The organism is Ruegeria sp. HKCCD3925, assembly GCF_057221175.1.
This window is the reverse complement of the sequence record NZ_JBWVBI010000005.1, coordinates 202,274-216,523: the sequence shown is the minus strand read 5'-3', so window position 1 is coordinate 216,523 and position 14,250 is coordinate 202,274. Positions and strand designations below refer to the sequence as shown.

Genomic DNA, 14,250 nt, shown 5'->3' with positions numbered 1-14,250 from the left:
CTCGTCAGGTCAGGCTAACAGGCTTGCAACATAGATCACATAGAGCGCTGTCAAGATCAGGCCCCAGACGCGTGTGATATCTTTCTTGAAGAACACAAAAGGAACCAACAAGAGCGACGCGCCGAGCATCACCCACAGATCGAAACGCAGGAATTCAGGATCGACGGGAATACGCCCAAACAAGGTCGTAATGCCGACAATGGCCAGCAGATTGAACATGTTCGATCCGATGACGTTACCCAGTGCCACATCCGCTTGTCGCCTCAGGGCAGCCATGACGGTTGTCGACAGTTCCGGCAGGGACGTACCCACCGCGATCAGCGTAAGGCCGATCACTGTTTCGCTCACACCATAGTTCCGGGCAATGACGGTCGCATTTTCGACCAGCAGATGCGCACCCATTGGCAGGCCGACCAAGCCGAGGATCAGGTAGATCGCCACCTTCCAATAGGGCATGTCAGGATCTGCTTCCTCAAGACCCTCAAGCTCGTCCTCATCGGCACAAGCTTCACCACAGGCTTTACGGTGCGCATGTGCTTCGCGAAACGCGTTGCCGAGGATCAGAGCCAACGCAGCCAGCAAAATTGCCCCGCTGAGCAGATTAAAGACCCCGCAAAAAGCCAACCCGATAAATAACACCGACGCCAGAAGCATGAAGATGTAGTTCTTGCGGCTGTCGCACTCACTTGTGTGCAAGGTCGCCAGAAGCGCGGGCAATCCCAGAACCAGCAAGATATTCGCTGTATTCGAGCCCACCACGTTACCCAACGCAATGCCCGGCGCGTTTTCCTTGATGGCGCTGATTGCAATCAGCAGCTCAGGGGCCGAAGTTCCAAAGGCAACTATTGTCAGGCTGACGATCAGGGCGGGAACCCCCAACCGCAGGCTGAGGTTCACGGCCCCTCGCACCAGCGCGTCGCCTGCCAACAACAGGATCAGCAGCCCGAGGCCGGAGAACAGCCATGCCGTCATCCACGGCCTCCTTCTTCGCAAGGACACGGGCCTTTGCCGATCCTAAACCGCCCACAACGCGGACATTTCGCAGAACTCAATCGTTTCTGTCCAGGAAAGCGTAGCTTGCCGAACATCGCCAGAACGCCCATGGCGATCAGGAACAAGGTGACTGCTTTGATGATCACTCTACAACCCGAAACGCGCGTAGGCAGCGCGCTCCTCAATACCGGCTATGGCATCCTGCGCCAGCGTCGCGCCGAAGCGCGACCAGATCGGTTTGCGCAGGCCATAGCGGCGGAACCTGACTTTGTCGCCAAACTTCTCCTGCATCTTGGGCTTCAGATGGGCAATACCATCGATCAGGCCCAGCTGTTGCGCGCGACGGGCCAGCCAGACCTCGCCATTGAACAGATCAGCGCTGCTGTCCAGCTTGCCGTCCCGGCGAGATTTCACATGGGTTATGAAATTCTCGTGGATATCGCCCAGCAGCACTTTGAGCCGTGCAATGTCTTCTTTCTTTTCCGGAGCAAACGGGTCGAGCATTGATTTCGACTGACCCGCAGTATGTACGCGTCGTTCAAAGCCCTGACGTGCCAGAAAAACATGCGCGCCAAATCCCGACGATATCACGCCGATCGACCCCAGAACCGAACTGTCATCGGCCCAAATCTCATCCGCTGAAACCGCCAACCAATATCCACCCGAAGCCGCCACGTCTTCGACGAAAGCGTAAACAGGGATCTTAAGCTCTTCCGCCAGTCGCTGGATACGCGCACCGATCAATGAGCTTTGAACGGGGGAGCCGCCCGGCGAATTGATCTCCAGCGCAACCGCAGCGGGCTTGCCCTTGCGAAAGGCTTTCTCCAACACCGGTGCCAGAGCGGTCGCGTTCATCGACCCTCGCCCGGCCATTCCAATGGCACCGGACAGGCGAACAACGGCCACAAGTGGCGGCTTTTTCATGAAGGGCAGGCTGAGTTTCATGGAAGCCGATGTAGAGCGCGCCGGAGCCGTAAACAAGAGACCCGAAGCGCCATAAACGCGACGTGAACCAATTTCACACACCTGATGGGCAAAAATGCAACGCACTAGCTGCGGATGCGCCAACCGGTTTTGAAGATCCAGCCAATGATCGCGAGGCATATTCCGGTGAAGGCCAGTATGGCCAGAAGGCTCCAAAATATCGGGACATCTGCGATACCGTAGAATGACCAGCGGAACCCGGAAATCAGATAAACCACGGGGTTGAAAAGAGTGATCGTCTGCCAAAGCGGAGGTAGCATCGAGATCGAGTAAAACGTCCCACCCAGAAAAATCAGGGGCGTCACAACAAGCTGGGGGACAAGCGACATCTGTTCAAAATTACCCGCCCAGATACCCACGATGAAACCCAGCAAGGAAAAGCTGAGGCAGGACAGGATCAGGAAAGCCGCCATGGCAAACGGGTGTTCAATGCGAATGTCCACAAAGAACGTCGCAGTGGCGAGAATGACAAGACCTACAAACAGTGCCTTAGTTGCGGCCGCGCCCACATAGCCAATCACAATCTCGATGAAATTTATGGGGGCTGAAAGTAACTCATAAATCGTACCCAAGAATTTGGGGAAGTAGATGCCAAAGGACGCGTTCGAGATTGACAGCATCACTACGGACAACATGATCAGACCCGGCACAATGAAGGCCCCATAGGACACGCCTTCGATCTCTTGAATGCGACTGCCGATGGCAGTGCCAAACACCACGAAATAAAGCGAGGTCGACAGGACCGGAGACAAAAAACTCTGCGCCAGTGTGCGAAAGAACCGGGCCATTTCAAACCGGTAGATGGCAGTAATAGCGGACCAGTTCATGCGGGTTCTCCGGACACGAGGTTGACGAAAATCTCTTCAAGGCTCGATTGCCGCGTCTGCACATCACGCAGCACTAAACCGGCCTGTGCAACATCATTGAGAAGAGTGGTGATGCCCGTGCGCTCGGCATTGGTGTCGTAAGTATAGATCAGCGCATCGCCTGCACCGTTGAGCGTCAGTTGATGATCGGACAGAACGTCGGGAACGGATAAAATGGGCTCGGTCAACATGACCTCAATCTGCTTTTTGCCCATCTGCGCCATTAATGTGTCTTTGTCCTGCACGAGCAAAAGCTCACCCTTGTCGATGACACCCACACGGTCGGCGATTGCCTCGGCTTCCTCGATGTAGTGAGTGGTCAGGATGATGGTGACACCAGCCTGCTTCAATTCGGCCACGATCTCCCACATGTCCTTACGTAGCTCGACATCTACGCCGGCGGTGGGTTCATCCAGAAACAGCACCCTTGGCTCATGCGCCAAGGCTTTCGCGATCAGCACACGTCGCTTCATGCCTCCGGATAGTTCCTTGATTGCGTTTCGGCGTTTGTCCCATAGGGACAGCTTGCGCAGGATTTCCTCGATCCTAGCGTTGTCTCCGCTATGACCGAACAGCCCGCGCGAAAAGCGGACAGTGTTCCAGACCTTCTCGAACGGTTCCAGCGCGATTTCCTGCGGCACCAGCCCAATCATCTTGCGGGCTGCGCGATACTCGGTCTGGATGTCATGGCCACCTACGGTGACCGAGCCCGAAGTCGGCGTGGTAATACCGCACACAGTCGAGATCAGCGTTGTTTTACCCGCCCCATTGGGGCCCAACAGCGCTAGAATCTCACCTTCTTCAATGTCCAGAGACACACCTTTCAGCGCCTCAAACCCATCGGCATAAGACTTCCGCAAATCCCGGATCGACAATATGGTCGTCATGCGTACCCTCGTTCTGACCCCGCAACCTATCGTGACGGACCATCGTCGAACAGTCCAATTCCGCACAGTGCCATGCGCGTGTGCGCAGGGTTCAGTCTCGTCCCGTCAGGCGACCTAGCCAGCCTGACTTGGTCTCTTCTTCGGCAGCGTCTTCTTGCGGTGGCGGACCTTCGAAATATTCTTGAAGATTGGCGAAGAACTGATCGGCCATCTTCTTGGCAAACCCATCAATCAGGCGGCTGCCCAGCTGAGCCAGTTTGCCACCCACCTTAGCCTCGACCTCGTAGGTCAGAAGGGTGCCACCAGCCTCGCTGGGCGCGAAGGTTACATCTGCGCTTCCCTTGGCAAAGCCTGCGGCGCCCCCCTTGCCCTCACCAGCGATGGTCAGGCGTTCAGGCTCAACCATGTCGGACATGGTCACAGTGCCTTTGAAAGTCGCCTTCACAGGGCCAACCTTTTGCACCACGGTCGCATTATACCCCTCGGTTGGATCGCCGGTAATCTCCTGCGCGCCGCTGATGCAAGCTTTCAATACTTCAGGGTCCAGCAACGCAGCGTAAACGGCGGCAGGCGGCGCCTGAATTTCACGGGTATCGCTTAACTGCATCTCTCAACCTCTTTTTATCCTACGGCAGACCACAAAGACCTAGCCCTGAAACATCGATGCAGGCAACCAGTTTGCACAAACTAAGGCACTGGATCGGGATTCTTCGCTTGCATTCGTTCCGCCCAACAGAAACCTTGCGCCGCAGGAGGAAGACATGCTGCACGGCATACGCATCATCGAAATCGAAGGGCTGGGCCCAGCCCCCTTCGCGGCCATGCTGCTGGCGGATATGGGCGCCGATATCATTACCATCCATCGCAAAGGGTCCGCCGTCACTCCGGGTATGCCTGAACGTTCGCTGCTGGATCGCGGCAAACGATCAATTGCGCTGGACCTCAAAGACCCGCAGGACCTTAGCGTTGCAAAACGGCTGATCGCAACGGCTGATGCGCTGATCGAGGGTTTTCGTCCCGGCGTGATGGAAAAGCTGGGGCTGGGGCCGGAAGACTGTCATCACCTGAACCCAAAGCTGGTCTATGGCCGAATGACAGGCTGGGGGCAGCATAGCCCACTTTCTGAGACAGCGGGCCATGATCTCAACTATATCGCCCTTTCAGGGGCTTTATCCTACGCGTCGCCGCCCGGCCAACCGCCTTTGACGCCCGCAACACTAGTCGGGGATATCGGCGGTGGTGCGATGTATCTGGTTGCAGGTCTGCTCGCCGGGCTTTTGAATGCCCGAAGCACAGGCAAAGGCTCGGTGGTGGACGCCGCCATCTACGATGGCTCGGCACACATGATGAATTTGCTGATGAGCCTGCGCCAAACCGGCAACCTGTCCGACACCCGAGGTCAAAGCCTGCTTGACGGACCGCATTGGAGCCGAACCTACGCCTGCGCAGATGGCGGCTTCATCTCAGTTCAGTGTCTAGAGCCAAAATTCTATGCTCACTTCCTGGACATCCTCGGGCTCAGCGATGATGCGGAGTTCGCTCAGCAATACGACCAGACCGCTTGGCCCAACCTGACGGAACGGTTGAGCGAAATCTTTGCCAGAAAACCGCGCGACGAATGGGCGGCGCTATTCCAGGGGACAGACGCCTGCGTTGCGCCGGTCCTAAGTCCACAAGAAGCACGAGATCACCCCATGAATTCGGCTCGCCAAACATGGGTCGACCACGACGAAACACGTCAAGCCGCAGCCGCTCCTAGATTCTCAACCTACAACTGGCAACCGCGGCCCAGCCCCAAACGCGGAGAGCATACAAATGAGATTTTGAACGAACTTCCTCCCGCTTCATCTGGCTAAAAATACCTCGGGGGTGAATTGGCCGCAGGCCAAGAGGGGGCTGGCCCCCTCGCCAGGCTTACCGCCCGCGCACCGTATCGATCATCAATTGAACGTTCTCAGGGTCCGCATCTGGCGTAATACCATGACCCAAATTGAAGATATGCGGTCCTTTTGAGAAGGCTTCGACAATCCGCCGCGTCTCATCGACAAGCGCTTGCCCGCCTGTCACCATATTCGATGAAGCCAGATTGCCCTGCACACACCCATCGACTTGCACATTCGCAGCAGCCCATTCGGGCGACACAGAATTGTCCAGCGCGACACAATCCACACCGGTGGCCTTGGCGAAACCGATGTAACCCTGATCCGCTTCGCGTGGGAAACCTATCACGGGAATGCCCGGATGGCGGGCCTTTATGGCGGCAGTAATCTCGCGACAGGGTTCTACGGCGTATTTCTGAAACGCTTCGCCCTTCAATGATCCTGCCCAACTATCAAATATTTTGACAACCTCGGCCCCAGCTTCGATCTGAGCTGACAAGTATTCAATTGTCGCGGCCGTGATCCGATCCAACAGCGCCTCGAACAGCGCAGTGTTTTCTTCGCGCAGTGCATGGGCTGGCCCCTGATCCGGGGTGCCCCGTCCGGCGATCATGTAGGTCGCCACTGTCCAGGGCGCGCCAGCAAAGCCAATCAAAGTAGTCTCAGAAGGAAGCTCGCGAGAAAGGATGCGCACGGTTTCATACACCGGAGAAAGCGTCTCATGAATTGCATCAACCGGCTTCAGCGCATCAAACTCCGACTGCCGTGTAATTGTCGAAAGGCGAGGACCTTCGCCGGTGACAAACCACAAATCCGCACCCAGCGCCTGCGGCACAAGCAGGATATCAGCAAACAGGATCGCGGCATCAAAGCCGTAGCGGCGAATGGGCTGAAGGGTGACTTCGGCGGCAAGCTCGGGGTTATAGCAAAGAGACAGGAAATCTCCGGCCTGTGCGCGCGTTGCACGATATTCAGGCAAATACCTCCCGGCCTGTCGCATCATCCAGATCGGCGGCACATCCTGCACTTCCCCCGCCAGCGCCCGTAGCAATTTCTTTGTCTCGGCCATTCGTGCCCCCAGTGTTCCGGTTTGGTGCAACGCGTCGGCCCTCAGTGGCAATTTGTCAAGCTCTGCCCCCATTGTCAGGGCAATGTGACGCGACTAAAGCTGTGCACATGAGTCTGATATTGCCTACCCCCGCATCGCCTCTGAAAATCGGCACCCGTGGATCTCCGCTGGCGCTGGCGCAGGCCTATGAAACCCGTCAAAGACTTGGCGCCGCTTTCGACCTGCCTGAGGACGCGTTTGAGATCGTGGTAATCAAGACCACCGGTGACAACCGCGCCATGATCGACGCGGACCGGCCGTTGAAAGAGATTGGCAACAAGGGTCTGTTCACCAAGGAAATCGAAGAGGCGATGCTGAAAGGTGAGATCGACATCGCCGTACATTCGACCAAGGACATGCCCGTCGAACAGCCTGACGGGCTGGTGCTGGATACATTCCTGCCGCGCGAAGATGTGCGCGACGCGTTTATCTCGCCGACTCTGAGTTCGATTCACGATCTGCCAGAGGGCGCAGTTGTCGGGACTTCATCGTTGCGACGCCGGGCGCAGTTGCTGAATCGGCGGCCCGATCTGAAAGTGGTCGAGTTTCGCGGCAATGTTCAGACTCGCCTGAAGAAGCTGGCCGATGGCGTGGCCGATTGTACCTTTTTGGCCATGGCCGGATTGCGCCGCTTGGATATGAAAGACGTCCCCGCGACTGCCATATCACCTGATGACATGCTACCTGCCATTGCGCAGGGCACCATCGGCATTGAACGGCGCAGCGACGATAACCGCACCGCCGAGATGCTGGCGGCGATTCATCATGTCGAAACAAGCCAACGCCTTGCGGCTGAACGCAGCCTGCTGGCCGGGCTGGATGGCTCATGCGAAACACCGATCGCCGGTTTGGCGCAAGTTCAGGATGGCCAACTTGCTTTGCGAGGAGAAGTTCTGCGCCCGGACGGTTCCGAGGCGATCAGCGAAGAAGCCACCGGGGCGCTCGAAGATGGAGCAAAACTGGGTCAGACAATGGCCGCCTCTCTGCTGAAACAGGCCGGACCAGGGTTTTTCGACTGGCGCTAAGAAAAAATTTAAACAATTTCAGGGTAATGTGAACTTCTTCACTGTCTACCCCGCCGAATTCGTTAAATATAGGGATAGAAGGTCGATCTCGAATATATCGAAAGTTTTAGCCCGTGTTGTTTTAGATGGTATTCGAGGGGGCGAGATTGATACTTCCGGCGGGGCGCAGTTGATTTTCAACAGCGCCCCGTTCTCTTTTCCAAAGCATATGGCGAAGTACTTACTCTGCACCTTCGCGCAGACCATGATGATGACTAAACACCGGTCGCGCATGAAGCACCTCTGATCGGAAATCCGCCATGCGCCCCGGTAGCGCGCGATAGAATGATGCCAAACCTGGCTCAACCGCCATCGCATGCTTGGCACATTCCTTGCACAATCCAGCGACTACGGTCTGTGACTCCCGTGCGCGTATCGCCTCTAGTAGACCTATGTGTGCGGTCTGCAGCTTTTGAAACGATGCACTGCCTGCAACTTCCCGATCTCCGACCAGTACATAAACAGGCTCTGGCTCGCTTTTACCTTTCAAATCCACGAAGCCCGCCTCTAGCAGCGCAAGATCAGAATTGGTGACACGGCGAATAGAGTCTGAGACTAGAATATCATAATCCACATGTCGGCAGTTTTGTTCGATCCGCGCTGCCACATTCACCACATCTCCGATTACTGTGTAATTGAACCGGCGCCGCGAGCCGATATTGCCGACGCAGGCGGCTCCGGTTGCGCAGCCTGTCGCCAGTGCGATGGGAGGACGCCCGCGCATGATGGGCAAAGTGTTGAACTTATCTAGCGCGCCGCGCATCTTCAGCGCGGCCAAGGCAGCGCGGCACGGGTGGTCATCCACGGGCAGCGGTGCATTCCAAAAAGCCATAACCGCATCGCCGATGAACTTGTCGATCGTTCCACGCTCGACCAGAATCTGATCCCCGATCTCTGAGAACAGCGCATTCAGCAGGGCCACCAGATCGGTGGCTGATACAGACTCGGACAATGGCGTGAAGCCCCGAATGTCCGAAAACATCACCGTGATCTCCTGAGATTCACCTCCCAATTGCAGTTGATGCCCATTGGCCTCCATCTCATCGAGGATTTCCGGTGCGACATAATGCGAGAAAGTCTGGCGGATCACCCGCTTCTCCCGCTCGGTCGAAACAAAGAGGTACCCGGCCAGAAGCCCGAAATTGGCCATACCTCCGGCCAAAGGGAAGGTCGCATCAAACAGAACCGACTGGTTCTGGAACGCCAACCAACTGATGGCAATTACGGCCGATGCGGCAACACCGCCTGCAGCAAAAGAAGCGACCGCCCCATAGTTGGACATGACCACTGTGACAACGACACCCAGGATCACGAACGCCAGCAGCTCAAGTGCAGAGGTAACATCCGATCTGCTCAGCACATCGCCAAGGATGATCTGTTCGATAATCTGGGCGTGAATCGAAACACCGGGAACAGATTCACCCAGTGCCGTTTCGCGCATATCGAACAGGCCCGCCGCAGAGGTGCCGACCAGAATGATCCGTCCTTCTATCTCTGACTGAAGCGTTGGATCACTACCGCTACGCATGACATCATCGGCCGACAGATAGAGGCCAGGATTGTCCCGCCTGTAACGCACCCAAATCTCGCCATTCTCGGTGGTCGGCAGCACAAAATCACCCAGACCAACCTCAAGCATGATGCCGATCTCGTCCTGCGATCCTTCGGCAAAATAAACGGATTCGCCCATGGCCACCCGCAGGGCTTCAACCCCAAGCGCAGGTAATACACCGTTAGGCCCGGACCAAAGCACAGGGACCCGTCGCACCACACCCAAACTTCCTTGGGGCGAAACATTAACACCCCCGATCCCGCCCGCTTCTTCCCCCAATGGCGGCGCCAGAGAGGTCCAGTGGGCAACGCTGACAAGGCCAGCTGCGGGGTTCTCTCCGATTTCGACTAACCCCGCCTTCGGTACAATGGCCGAACCGCTATCGGTTTGCCGGGCTGCCACACCCAGAACCACTGGCCATTTCGCAACTTCGTCCCCAAATCTGACGTCATTGTCCAGATCGATCGCGGCCTGATCCACCTGCAATAGTCCGGACAAGGTCGGGTCTTGCAACAGTCGCATCGGAGAGTATCGGTCGGGCTCGGCAAACAGCATATCAAAGGCAATCGCAGCGGCACCGTATTCGCCCAATCGTTCGACCATCTGACCCAACAGGGTACGAGGCCATGGCCATTGGCCCCATTCTGCCAGAGACCTTTCATCAATATCTACTACGCGGACCGGCAGATCCGGGTTGTAGGCCCGTGGTGAAATCCGCTGCAGGATATCGAAGTAAATCAATCTGGACATTTGAACGGGATACGGATCCGCGACCCTAATGAAGCAGCCCATCAAGATCAGCCCCAAGCCTACAAGCCTGAATACTAATCGATGCCCAATTTTGTCTCTTATCTTACCCACCACGTTCACCTTCCAGGCGCAGGGGAACATGAAAATATATGTAACCTGATGCTACCAACCAGCTATCGCTGAAGCGTTACCTGCCGTCGCCGTTGCCCTGACACCCGATCCACCGCTATCTCCACTGGATGCGTTTACGGATGTTCTCGTTTCACCCGAGGCGCTTACACCTGCGCGCGCTGATGTCCCGGAACGCCCTTCGGCGCTGGCTGAGGCCCGGTCTGGCGCTTCGGATCGCCCGCTTTCGCGGGCCGCCGACACCTCAGAACGACCTTGTTCCGTTTGCCGCCGCGCTTCACGCCGCTCTGGCCTTTCAGATTCAATCTTTAGGGCCTGAGCCTGTCTGCCCGAGCACCCTTCGGCACTCACCCGAAACGGTGGCAGCAGTTGCGTTTGCGAGCGTATGAAGGGGAAACCACCTTTTAGCGCTTTGTCATACTGCTCCTGATCTACCGGGCGCCCCACCTGACCGCCCGAACCGGTCGCAAAGAGACTGCACTGTCGGCTTGCCGACCGGCACGACCCGCGTCGGCCGCACATCTGAACGGTGCCCTCGATAACCAGCATCGCGCTTTGGCTGCCGGATGTAATCCACATATCAAATGTCGTTCCCCGCACGGCCATGGTGGCATCGGGCGTTTTGATCGAATAAGCGCGCTTTCTGCTTTTGCCCGAAATGAAACGGAAACTGCCGCCCAGCGCCTGCACGGTGAAGTTTTTTGCCTTCCTATTGCCTCGCAGCATCGAGACATCCAGGATCATTCGAGCGTTCGGACCAACCGCGATCTTGGTTTCATCTACGAACACCAATTGAACCACGCCTGATCTGTCGGTCGAAATAGTATCGCCTGAAACAACATCCATCCCTTCACGCAAGCGTATCTTTTTACCGGCCCGGATAATATCCGCGCCCGGTTTAGCACTGAGCACTTTTCCGATTGATGCGATGGCCGACGCAGGCAGCGTCGCTAGAACCAAGAAAACACAAAACAATTTCAACCAGGCCAAACCCAAGTCCCCTTCCCCCAAAAGGTACCTACCAGGGTGCCAAACACCCCACGCCCGATATCTGTCGCCTCAGAAAGCTAAATCTGAATAGTTATTAGAGCCTTAAAACTAGACAAATATGCGCCAGAACAGGTGGAGTTGGCAAGGTTTTGCATGTTTTTCAGCATTTCGGGGGTTTCGCACCCCTGCTTTCGGTAGCCCCAGCGCTCCTTCTTGTGGGTTTGATCATCGGTATTCAGAAAAATTTTCCAGACATAGAAAATCGCCTTGTATCTGGATGACAGGCAAGGATATACCGGCCAGCGGAGACGTGGCCGAGTGGTCGAAGGCGCTCCCCTGCTAAGGGAGTAGGCGGGAAACCGTCTCGAGGGTTCGAATCCCTTCGTCTCCGCCACCCATACCGGGCATCACCTGCGATGCCTGCCATGGTCTGAACGATCTCATAAAATCATCCCACTGAATTCACGGCATTTCACGGGCGTTGCACACTACCATTTCTCAAGGCGGATTGGATCGCTCGCATCAACCATTGCACCCTGATGCCGGAGCTTGGTGCGTTGTCTGCAGTACAATTCAGCCCAGGATGTTGGAGGCGGTGAGATATCTATCTTCGTCGCCCTAGAAAGCTCAATTTGGCAAACTGGCGCAATCGACACCCGTTACGGATTCAAAAAAAGGCCGTCCCAACTGGGACGGCCTTTCATTCACTGTCTCTCGAAAGAGGTTCAGGCAGCCAGCGCGGCCTGTGCTTTGGCGACGATCGCGCCGAACGCTTCCGGTTCGTGCACAGCCAGGTCGGCCAGAACTTTGCGGTCCACTTCGATACCGGCCAGGTTCAGGCCGTTAATGAAGCGGGAATATGTCAGTGCCTCGTCATGCGAACGGACAGCGGCGTTGATACGCTGGATCCACAGCGCGCGGAAGTTGCGCTTGCGGTTCTTGCGGTCGCGGGTTGCGTACTGGTTGGCCTTGTCTACGGCCTGACGGGCAACCTTGAAGGTGCTCTTGCGGCGGCCATAGTAACCTTTGGCAGCCTTGATGACCTTCTTGTGACGGGCGTGAGTTACGGTTCCACCTTTAACGCGGGACATCTCTTAATCTCCTCTTAGCGGTCGTAGGGCATGTAGCCCTTGACGATCTTGGCGTCGGGGGCGGACAGGGTGGTGTTGCCACGGGCGTCGCGGATGAATTTCTTGGTCCGCTTGATCATGCCGTGCCGTTTGCCGGCCTGGCCAGCAAGGACCTTACCGGTCGCAGTCACCTTAAAGCGCTTTTTGGCGCTCGACTTTGTCTTCATCTTAGGCATTTCCGTCTCCTTTCGGGGTTCGGTTTCAAACGCGACTCGGCATGCCATCTCGGCCGGTCACGCGATCAGAAGCGCCGTTTACGCAAGTTCGGTCATACTGGCAAGGGGGTTTGGGCCAGAATCTGCGCTTTTTGCAGGCTGGCTAGGCACCGGGGCGACGCGCGCCGCCCCGGTGGTTTGGATTAATGTTCGAATTTGCGGATTTCACCGCTCTTCAAACGCTCTGCATAAGACGCCAGTTCCTGACGTACCACTTTCATCAAGAAGTAGAGCGCGAAGACGTTCACAACCGCCATGGCAAAGATCGCCGCATCCGAGAAGTCGATAACGGGGCCAAGGTTGGCCGCTGCACCGATGACTACGAAGATGCAGAAGATGACCTTGAACACCAGTTCCTTGGTGTGACCCTCACCGAACAGGTAGGTCCAGGCCTTGAGGCCGTAGTAGGACCAGCTGATCATGGTCGAGAAGGCGAACAGAACTACTGCGATTGCCAAAACGTAAGGGAACCAACTGAACGCGCTGCCAAAGGCGGCTGAAGTCAGGCTGACACCCGAGTTTCCGTCAACCGTTGCGATGGCATTACCGGCTTCGTTCAGCATATAGTTTCCGGTCTCCGGATCGACGATCAGCTGCTGCGTGATGATGATCACCAACGCGGTCATGGTACAGATCACAACCGTATCAATGAACGGCTCCAGCAGCGACACGAACCCTTCGGTGATCGGTTCTTTGGTGCGAACCGCCGAGTGGGCAATCGCCGCTGAACCAACGCCCGCTTCGTTCGAGAACGCCGCACGCCGGAAGCCCTGGATCAATGCGCCGACCATACCGCCAGCAACACCAAGACCGGTGAAGGCTCCCGCGAAGATTTGGCCAAAGGCCCAACCGATCTGATCCGCGTTCATCAGAATGATCACCAGAGCCGCGGCCACATACATCACGCCCATGAAAGGAACGACTTTCTCAGTCACGCGCGCGATGGATTTCAGGCCGCCCACGATCACTGCAAAGACGATGCCTGCAAAGACCAGGCCAGTGATCCAGCCCGGGTAATCTCCGACGATGCCTGCGATCTGCTGATGCGCCTGATTGGCCTGGAACATATTGCCCCCACCAAGCGCGCCAAGGATGCAGAAGATCGAGAACAGAACGGCCAGAATTTTACCGCCCGGCAGGCCCAGTTCGTTGAACCCTTTCGACATATAATACATTGGACCACCAGAAACGGTGCCGTCATCATATTCGTTGCGGTACTTCACACCCAGCGTACATTCGGTGAATTTCGACGCCATGCCCAACAGGCCCGCGACAATCATCCAGAAAGTTGCACCTGGCCCGCCGATACCGACGGCGACCGCAACACCGGCAATATTACCGAGGCCAACTGTACCGGACAGCGCCGTTGCCAGCGCCTGAAAGTGGCTAACTTCACCCGCATCATTGGGGTCAGAATAGTCACCTTTCACAAGGCTGATCGCGTGGCTGAAGAAACGCAGTTGCACGAAGGCAAAGTAAAGCGTGAAGACGGTCGCCGCGACCACCAACCAACCCACGATCCATGGGAAGCCGGTGCCTGGAAACGGAGCAAAGATAAAGCTGACGAAAGGACCTGTGAAATCAGCGAAGGCCTGGTTAATTTTATCGTCCAACCCGACCGCCTCCTGTGCGGCAGCGGGGCTCGCAACCAGAGCGGCAAGTGCTGCCAGACTCAGTTTGTTCTGAATATTCATCATAGTCT

13 protein-coding genes and 1 tRNA gene are annotated in these 14,250 nt (G+C 56.5%); 3 read left to right on the top strand and 11 right to left on the bottom strand.

From position 1 onward, the window contains the following. Positions 1-9 precede the first annotated feature (9 nt). The 5 genes from AC2TEM_RS13790 to AC2TEM_RS13770 all read right to left on the bottom strand — a co-directional run bounded on the left by AC2TEM_RS13790 (position 10) and on the right by AC2TEM_RS13770 (position 4,337). Positions 10-972, bottom strand: a complete 963-nt coding sequence (locus AC2TEM_RS13790; protein ID WP_170423601.1) for a calcium/sodium antiporter — start codon at positions 970-972, stop codon at positions 10-12. 168 nt (positions 973-1,140) lie between these two features. After that, the gene (locus tag AC2TEM_RS13785) at positions 1,141-1,938 is read right to left on the bottom strand and encodes a S49 family peptidase (RefSeq protein WP_170423599.1); all 798 of its coding nucleotides are present in this window, start codon (positions 1,936-1,938) and stop codon (positions 1,141-1,143) included. 104 nt (positions 1,939-2,042) lie between these two features. Further along, positions 2,043-2,804: an ABC transporter permease gene (locus tag AC2TEM_RS13780; protein ID WP_170395601.1), complete on the bottom strand. Its 762-nt coding sequence runs from the start codon at positions 2,802-2,804 to the stop codon at positions 2,043-2,045. Beyond that, the gene (locus tag AC2TEM_RS13775) at positions 2,801-3,730 is read right to left on the bottom strand and encodes an ABC transporter ATP-binding protein (RefSeq protein WP_170395599.1); all 930 of its coding nucleotides are present in this window, start codon (positions 3,728-3,730) and stop codon (positions 2,801-2,803) included. Before AC2TEM_RS13775 ends, AC2TEM_RS13780 begins: the two co-directional genes overlap by 4 nt. A gap of 91 nt (positions 3,731-3,821) precedes the next feature. Then, positions 3,822-4,337, bottom strand: coding sequence for an SRPBCC family protein (locus tag AC2TEM_RS13770; RefSeq protein WP_170423597.1), 516 nt, complete (start codon positions 4,335-4,337; stop codon positions 3,822-3,824). A 154-nt stretch (positions 4,338-4,491) separates the two neighbouring features. Between AC2TEM_RS13770 and AC2TEM_RS13765 the strand changes: the two genes are divergently transcribed. Next, positions 4,492-5,586, top strand: coding sequence for a CaiB/BaiF CoA transferase family protein (locus AC2TEM_RS13765; protein WP_170423595.1), 1,095 nt, complete (start codon positions 4,492-4,494; stop codon positions 5,584-5,586). Positions 5,587-5,644: 58 nt separating this feature from the next. On the opposite strand, the gene hemE is transcribed toward AC2TEM_RS13765, so the two are convergent. After that, positions 5,645-6,679: a uroporphyrinogen decarboxylase gene (gene hemE, locus AC2TEM_RS13760; protein ID WP_170423593.1), complete on the bottom strand. Its 1,035-nt coding sequence runs from the start codon at positions 6,677-6,679 to the stop codon at positions 5,645-5,647. Between the two features lie 107 nt (positions 6,680-6,786). Between hemE and hemC the strand changes: the two genes are divergently transcribed. Next, positions 6,787-7,743, top strand: coding sequence for a hydroxymethylbilane synthase (hemC, locus tag AC2TEM_RS13755; protein ID WP_170423591.1), 957 nt, complete (start codon positions 6,787-6,789; stop codon positions 7,741-7,743). 220 nt (positions 7,744-7,963) lie between these two features. On the opposite strand, the gene AC2TEM_RS13750 is transcribed toward hemC, so the two are convergent. Together AC2TEM_RS13750 and AC2TEM_RS13745 are read right to left on the bottom strand one after the other, a co-directional pair. Beyond that, positions 7,964-10,084 carry a CHASE2 domain-containing protein gene (locus AC2TEM_RS13750; RefSeq protein WP_480790318.1) on the bottom strand — a complete coding sequence of 707 codons (2,121 nt, stop codon included), beginning with the start codon at positions 10,082-10,084 and terminating at the stop codon, positions 7,964-7,966. 162 nt (positions 10,085-10,246) lie between these two features. After that, complete coding sequence (locus AC2TEM_RS13745; protein WP_480790319.1) at positions 10,247-11,203, bottom strand: FecR family protein; 957 nt, start codon at positions 11,201-11,203, stop codon at positions 10,247-10,249. Positions 11,204-11,507: 304 nt separating this feature from the next. On the opposite strand from AC2TEM_RS13745, the gene AC2TEM_RS13740 reads away from it, so the two are divergent. Next, positions 11,508-11,597, top strand: a tRNA-Ser gene (locus AC2TEM_RS13740). 331 nt (positions 11,598-11,928) lie between these two features. On the opposite strand, the gene rplT is transcribed toward AC2TEM_RS13740, so the two are convergent. The 3 genes from rplT to AC2TEM_RS13725 form a co-directional block, all read right to left on the bottom strand. Then, positions 11,929-12,294, bottom strand: coding sequence for a 50S ribosomal protein L20 (rplT, locus tag AC2TEM_RS13735; protein ID WP_008756009.1), 366 nt, complete (start codon positions 12,292-12,294; stop codon positions 11,929-11,931). Between the two features lie 14 nt (positions 12,295-12,308). After that, the gene (gene rpmI / locus AC2TEM_RS13730) at positions 12,309-12,509 is read right to left on the bottom strand and encodes a 50S ribosomal protein L35 (RefSeq protein ID WP_010443552.1); all 201 of its coding nucleotides are present in this window, start codon (positions 12,507-12,509) and stop codon (positions 12,309-12,311) included. Between the two features lie 182 nt (positions 12,510-12,691). Then, positions 12,692-14,242 carry an alanine/glycine:cation symporter family protein gene (locus AC2TEM_RS13725; RefSeq protein WP_170423587.1) on the bottom strand — a complete coding sequence of 517 codons (1,551 nt, stop codon included), beginning with the start codon at positions 14,240-14,242 and terminating at the stop codon, positions 12,692-12,694. Positions 14,243-14,250 lie beyond the last annotated feature (8 nt).

Bases quoted from the DNA above. Each gene is read 5' to 3' on its own strand.
- AC2TEM_RS13790 (WP_170423601.1), bottom strand. From the start codon at position 972: ATGACGGCATGGCTGTTCTCCGGCCTCGGGCTGCTGATCCTGTTGTTG.
- AC2TEM_RS13785 (WP_170423599.1), bottom strand. From the start codon at position 1,938: ATGAAACTCAGCCTGCCCTTCATGAAAAAGCCGCCACTTGTGGCCGTT.
- AC2TEM_RS13780 (WP_170395601.1), bottom strand. From the start codon at position 2,804: ATGAACTGGTCCGCTATTACTGCCATCTACCGGTTTGAAATGGCCCGG.
- AC2TEM_RS13775 (WP_170395599.1), bottom strand. From the start codon at position 3,730: ATGACGACCATATTGTCGATCCGGGATTTGCGGAAGTCTTATGCCGAT.
- AC2TEM_RS13770 (WP_170423597.1), bottom strand. From the start codon at position 4,337: ATGCAGTTAAGCGATACCCGTGAAATTCAGGCGCCGCCTGCCGCCGTT.
- AC2TEM_RS13765 (WP_170423595.1), top strand. From the start codon at position 4,492: ATGCTGCACGGCATACGCATCATCGAAATCGAAGGGCTGGGCCCAGCC.
- hemE (WP_170423593.1), bottom strand. From the start codon at position 6,679: ATGGCCGAGACAAAGAAATTGCTACGGGCGCTGGCGGGGGAAGTGCAG.
- hemC (WP_170423591.1), top strand. From the start codon at position 6,787: ATGAGTCTGATATTGCCTACCCCCGCATCGCCTCTGAAAATCGGCACC.
- AC2TEM_RS13750 (WP_480790318.1), bottom strand. From the start codon at position 10,084: ATGTCCAGATTGATTTACTTCGATATCCTGCAGCGGATTTCACCACGG.
- rplT (WP_008756009.1), bottom strand. From the start codon at position 12,294: ATGTCCCGCGTTAAAGGTGGAACCGTAACTCACGCCCGTCACAAGAAG.
- rpmI (WP_010443552.1), bottom strand. From the start codon at position 12,509: ATGCCTAAGATGAAGACAAAGTCGAGCGCCAAAAAGCGCTTTAAGGTG.
- AC2TEM_RS13725 (WP_170423587.1), bottom strand. From the start codon at position 14,242: ATGAATATTCAGAACAAACTGAGTCTGGCAGCACTTGCCGCTCTGGTT.